This is a genomic window from Phyllobacterium sp. (assembly GCF_037994425.1).
GTDB lineage: Bacteria > Pseudomonadota > Alphaproteobacteria > Rhizobiales > Rhizobiaceae > Phyllobacterium.
Genome location: NZ_JBBNAM010000360.1, coordinates 1 through 5,227 on the forward strand (window position 1 = coordinate 1; position 5,227 = coordinate 5,227).

A 5,227-nucleotide genomic window follows, 5' to 3' on the forward strand; every position below is an offset into this window, starting at 1 on the left:
CCACAAATCCCCATAGACCGGGAACCGCGCGCTCGCCATCCCGCGGGTTCTTTCGCTGGAGGCTTTCGGAACGCCGGCCCAGCGCCAGGCCAATATGTGGATGGCCGGTATCCGAAACCCATCACAATAACGCACATAGTGCGGCCGCAGCTTTTGCGGCGAAGCCGACTTGCGTGGCGCCGTTGCGCATTAAGAGGATACCCATGGTGCATCAGCCTCAGTTGGAAAGCTTAAGGCTCGTTGACACTCAGAAGCTGTTGCGCTCGTGATAAGTACGCAGGAACGACTGAATACGCACGTCCTCTGGTCGATGCAGGATGCGGTCAGGGCTGTCCACGCCCACCAGTTCACCTTTTTCCATGAAGCCGACCTGATCGGCAACATGCGCAGCGAACCCCATTTCATGTGTCACAACCACCATCGTCATTCCCTCGCCAGCCAATGTCCTCATGACGCTCAGCACCTCGCCCACGAGTTCCGGGTCAAGCGCGGATGTCGGCTCGTCAAAAAGCATCAGCCTGGGCTCCATGGCGATTGCGCGGGCAATCGCAACGCGCTGTTGCTGGCCGCCGGAAAGCCGTGGAGGATGACTTGTCATCTTGTCTGCCAGCCCAACCTTGGCCAGCGCCTCGGCAGCCCGCCGATCCGCATCCGCTTTCGACATTCGGCGAACGCGGATCAACCCCTCAGCAACATTCTCCCTGGCGGTCATGTGCGGCCAGAGATTGAACTGCTGGAACACCATGCCGATCGAGCGCCGCATCTCGCGAAGCCTGCGGCCTGACATCTTCTTGTTGGGTGCCTCATAGCCGATGAGCTGACCGTCGATGCGAACCTCGCCGGAATCGTATTCCTCGAGAAAATTGATGCAGCGCAGGAGGGTCGACTTTCCCGAACCTGAAGGACCAATGAGACAGGTGACCTTGCCAGGCGGGATCGACAGATCGATGTCTTTCAACGCTTGAAACGTATTGTAGTACTTGTTGACCTTGCGCATTTCGACAGATGACGCGGCAAGCATCTTACGTCCTTTCGATCAGATGTTTCGTGATGCGTGCCTCCAATCTCAGTCCGACGCGTGAGATCGTCTCGACCAAGCCCCAGAAGAATAGCGCGAGCACGAGGTTTGCCTCCACGTAGCGGAAGGTTTCGGCGGACATACGCTGCACCTGATATAGCAATTCGGGAACGGTTATGATGGACAGAATGACCGTTTCCTTGGTGAGGATAATCGAGAAGTTTACCAGCGCGGGTAGTGCAGAGACCAGGCCCAGAGGCAGCAGGATGCGGCGCACGATGTCCGCTTCGGCCATGCCGATAGCACGGGCGGCTTCGATTTGGCCATTGGGCACGGCGCGGAAGCCGGAACGGAATATCTCGGCGAAGTAGGGACTGCCATAGATGGTCAGTCCAAGCAGGCCCGCAGGCAGCGCGTCAAGGCGCAGGCCGACGAGGGGACCACCGTAGTAGAGCACGAACAACTGGACGAGGAACGGCGTGCCGCGGATCACTTCGATATAGGCCTGTATGATCCATGTCACCCAGCGTGGCGCATAGCGCTGGATAAGTGCAATGACAAGGCCAAGCGCCATGGCGAAGACCGTGCCAAGCGCCCAGCAAATGATGGTGATGCCGAAACCCTTGAGCAGCGACGGACCGTATTGCTGCAGAACGCTCCATTCCATCAGACGGCCGTCCTGTGTTCGAGGTAACGTCCTAGCGCCGCCAAGCACAAATTGATCAGGAGATAGATGCAAGCCGCAGCGATATAGACTTCCAGCGGACGAAAGGTGGTGGCCGCCTGCGCTTGGCTGGCGCGGGTGATTTCGAGAATGCCGACGACCGAAACCAACGAAGACGCCTTCACAAGCAAGATAAGTTCATTGATCAAAGCCGGCAGTGAAAGCGTCACGGCCTGGGGGAGGATCACCCGAATCCAAACGTCGAGGGGCGTCATGCCGATGGCGACCGCGGCTTCCGCTTGTCCTTTCGGTAGGGCCGCGATAGCACCGCGCCAGATTTCGGAGATGTAAGCGCTGGCGCAGATGCCCACAGTCACCACGGCGGCGACCATTGCGGGCACATCCACGCCGATGACCGGCAAGGTGTAGTAGAATACAAGCAATTGCACCAGAAGTGGCACGCCCCGCAGGAAACTGACCCAGATCGCCGCAAACCGGCGCAGTAACGGATAAGGCGACAGCCGAGCGGCGCAAACCAGCGTGCCAATCACAAGACCGAGCCCGATGCCCAGGACCGAGATCAGCAGCGTATATCGCGCCGCCCACAACAACGGCTCAAAGCTATGAAAAAAAACAGCAAATGAAAACATTCGCCCTCATCTTGGCTCAAGTGTGCGGGCGGAAGCCGCCCGCACACTTGCAAGTTACTTGGACGGAACTTCGCGAGGCAATTCGGTATAGGCGCCCAGCCACTTTACCTGGATGGCCTTGACGCGGCCGTCGTCGGTCATCTTGATCATCGCATCGTTGATAGCCTTGTTAAAGCTTTCGCTGTCTGCATCCTTGCGTAGCACCCATGCGAAATATTTCGGTTCGCCAAACTGGGCTGGCGTGAAGAGAGCAAAGCTCTCGGGGCGGCTCTTCACGAGATAGGTGAGGTTCGGAAGTGAGCCGGCAACCGCATCCAGACGGCCGGCAGCGAGATCGGCATAAGCTTCGTCCGTGGTGCCGTATTCCTTGATCGTCACACCGCCCAGCTTCTGGCCATAGGCCTCAAGCTGCTTGAGTTGCGCGGTGCCCTGCTGGACGCCAACGGTCTTGCCCTTGATGTCTTCGGGTTTGGTAAGTTCGCTGTTGTTGGCGGCCTTGAGTAGCGAGACGGTCGCATCGGCGATAGGCAATGTGAAGCCGTAGCGTTCGAGCCGCTCCGGCGTAATGGTCACCGGGGCGATCACGATGTCGAACTTCTTAACCTCGAGACCCGGCAGCTCGGCAGTCCAGGGGATATCCTGATACACTGGCTCAGCACCGATCTCCTTGGAAACCTCGTCGAACAAGTCCTTTGTCATGCCCTCATAGGTGCCGTTATTCAGCATGTCGAAGGGCGCGTAGTGCATGTCGGTGGCGGTGATGATCTTGCCCGCGGCCTTGATGTCGGCAAGCTGGTCGGCCTCGGCGGCGCTGGCAAGACAAAGTGCGGCTAAGCCCAGAAGCGCGCCCTTGACGTTGATGTGAATACTCATTGCAGTTGCTCCTTGTTGAACCAACGGGATAGATACGGACAACACGCGTTGCGCGGCCGCGTTCCAAATCAGTGAGTGCCGGGCCGATGCACGCGTTTTGGGCGCAATCGGGTAGCACCATCGAGCTCGCGCCCACGTAACGCATTAAGCCCATCCGGGTTATTCCACAGCGGCAGGAACAGCGCCCCTGCATTATTCTGCCTCGCCGCGCGAGGCCGCCAATGCCTGAACGCTGCGAGAAGTCCTTGTTTCCGCGATTCGCCAAAGCGACCGAACTTGGGAGTCTACTCATACGTTTCGGCCAAGCGGGAAGGCAAGAAGATTGACATCATATCCGCATTGTTAAAGTGCGGTTCCGATGAGAGGTTATACTACTTTTGAAGCACGAAACTGGAACATTGGAAAGCGTGAAATCCGGTCTGTGCCATGAGCGGGCTAAATGTGTGCGATCCGACGTCAGCAGGCCGGGTGTGAACGACTGCTTGCCAGCAGTTAGGCCGCGACTTCCCGGATCGCTCGCGCAAAGACGGGCAAAGAGCGCTCCACCATGTCGTCGTTTGCAGTCAAACTGATCCGCAGACGACCAGGCAATTGGGCGACGCTCCCGGGCAGCACCCAGATGCCGTCAGTTGCGAGACGTGCCGCGAAGGCCATGTCGTCCGGTATTGGGGAGCGTGGAATGAGATAGAAGGTACCTTCAGGCACCGGCAGGTCATATCCCGCTGTCCTCAAGCCTTCGACCATGCGATCGCGGCGCCGCGCGAGGGCTGCGACATCTATGCTGAGCTTCTCGAGATCAGGCAGTGCCCGCTGCAGGGTACGGCTGGCGAAAGCCCAACCGTGCGAAACCTGAGCCATGTCGACAGCCTCGCGCAGCTTTATGCGATCGCCCTCGGGCATGTCTGCCCCGAGCGCTAACCAGCCCAGGCGCTCGCCGGGCGCGAGCAAAGTCTTGCCGAAGGAATAGGCGATCAGCGTGTGCGGGTAACTTTCTGCCGGACTGATATGCGCATTGCCGTCAAATACCAGCCGCGCATAGGGTTCGTCGGCCAGGAGATAAATCAACTTGCCAAATCGCTCGGACGCGGCCGCGAGCCTGTCGGCGAGCGCGTCGAGTTGAGCGCGGGGAAAGATGCGGCCGGTCGGGTTGTGTGGCGTGTTGACCACCACCACGCGGGTCCGCGGGGTAATCGCTGCCTCGATTTTTTCGAGATCTAGGTCATAGGTTCCCGTCGTCAGGTCGACGCCGACAGGTGTCCCTGCCGCGCCACGAATCACGGCGCCATAGGCGAACCAGCCGGGACGCGGATAGATGACCTCGTCTCCAACTTCGAGCACGGCAAGAAGCGCAGCCGCTATTGCGCCGAACCCTCCTGCGGTGATCGCTATGTCGTCTGGCCTGTAGTCCCGGCTTCGCGCCCGACTGAGCGAACGGGCCACCGTTTCGCGCGCCACATCATCGTACTTTTTATATCCAAACCAGTGAGCGTCCTGTGGCTCGACGTGGCGGATCAATGCATCGACGAGCCCACGCAGCGGCATTTCTTGCGGATTGCCGAACATGAAATCGCAGGCGTCGGGTCCCAGGCCGTCGCCCTCCAGGATCTTTGTCGCAAAATCCATGACTGTGCGCATTTCGTCGGTGACGGCGAGCATCCGGCTGGACACGGTGGCGATTGGCATGATGCACTCCCCCCTGTTGCAGGCAGCGCATATCCCCTCGACCAAACCGCCCCTTGCCTAGATACCATTTTCAACGGCATGGACGTAGCAGAAAGTTCTTGCGCGTTTCCGATGCGCAATCTCTGTGATCTGCCGTTGGGTTTTCAACGTTGATGACGATCCAAACCGCGTCAAAGAAAAAAACGACCTTCGGATTGGCGAGCTGAGTGAACACCGCAAGATTATCTCGAGCATAAGCGTCGGAATCTCGTTTAGCCGGTCGTCTTAGAGACAGACAAGCTGTGGAGAACAAAATGACGATTACTATTACCGCCTTTGAACGGTCGCCTGATGGCGGCA

At 58.7% G+C, this 5,227-nt stretch carries 6 protein-coding genes; all 6 read right to left on the reverse strand.

Translation table 11 applies throughout. The annotated features are described in order from the left end of the window. Positions 1-247 precede the first annotated feature (247 nt). Positions 248-1,021, reverse strand: coding sequence for an amino acid ABC transporter ATP-binding protein (locus AAAB35_RS23840; RefSeq protein ID WP_340670773.1), 774 nt, complete (start codon positions 1,019-1,021; stop codon positions 248-250). Position 1,022: 1 nt separating this feature from the next. Continuing rightward, a complete protein-coding gene (locus tag AAAB35_RS23845; RefSeq protein ID WP_340670774.1) occupies positions 1,023-1,685 on the reverse strand; it encodes an amino acid ABC transporter permease in 663 nt (220 codons plus the stop codon). Further along, entirely contained in the window at positions 1,685-2,290 is a 606-nt protein-coding gene (locus tag AAAB35_RS23850) for an amino acid ABC transporter permease (RefSeq protein WP_340670775.1), read from the reverse strand. Before AAAB35_RS23850 ends, AAAB35_RS23845 begins: the two co-directional genes overlap by 1 nt. Positions 2,291-2,386: 96 nt before the next feature. Further along, positions 2,387-3,205, reverse strand: coding sequence for a transporter substrate-binding domain-containing protein (locus AAAB35_RS23855; protein ID WP_340670777.1), 819 nt, complete (start codon positions 3,203-3,205; stop codon positions 2,387-2,389). Positions 3,206-3,697: 492 nt separating this feature from the next. After that, complete coding sequence (locus tag AAAB35_RS23860; RefSeq protein WP_340670778.1) at positions 3,698-4,888, reverse strand: aminotransferase class I/II-fold pyridoxal phosphate-dependent enzyme; 1,191 nt, start codon at positions 4,886-4,888, stop codon at positions 3,698-3,700. A 70-nt stretch (positions 4,889-4,958) separates the two neighbouring features. Beyond that, positions 4,959-5,227: hypothetical protein (locus AAAB35_RS23865; protein ID WP_340670779.1), on the reverse strand; the 269-nt coding region annotated here is incomplete at its 5' end.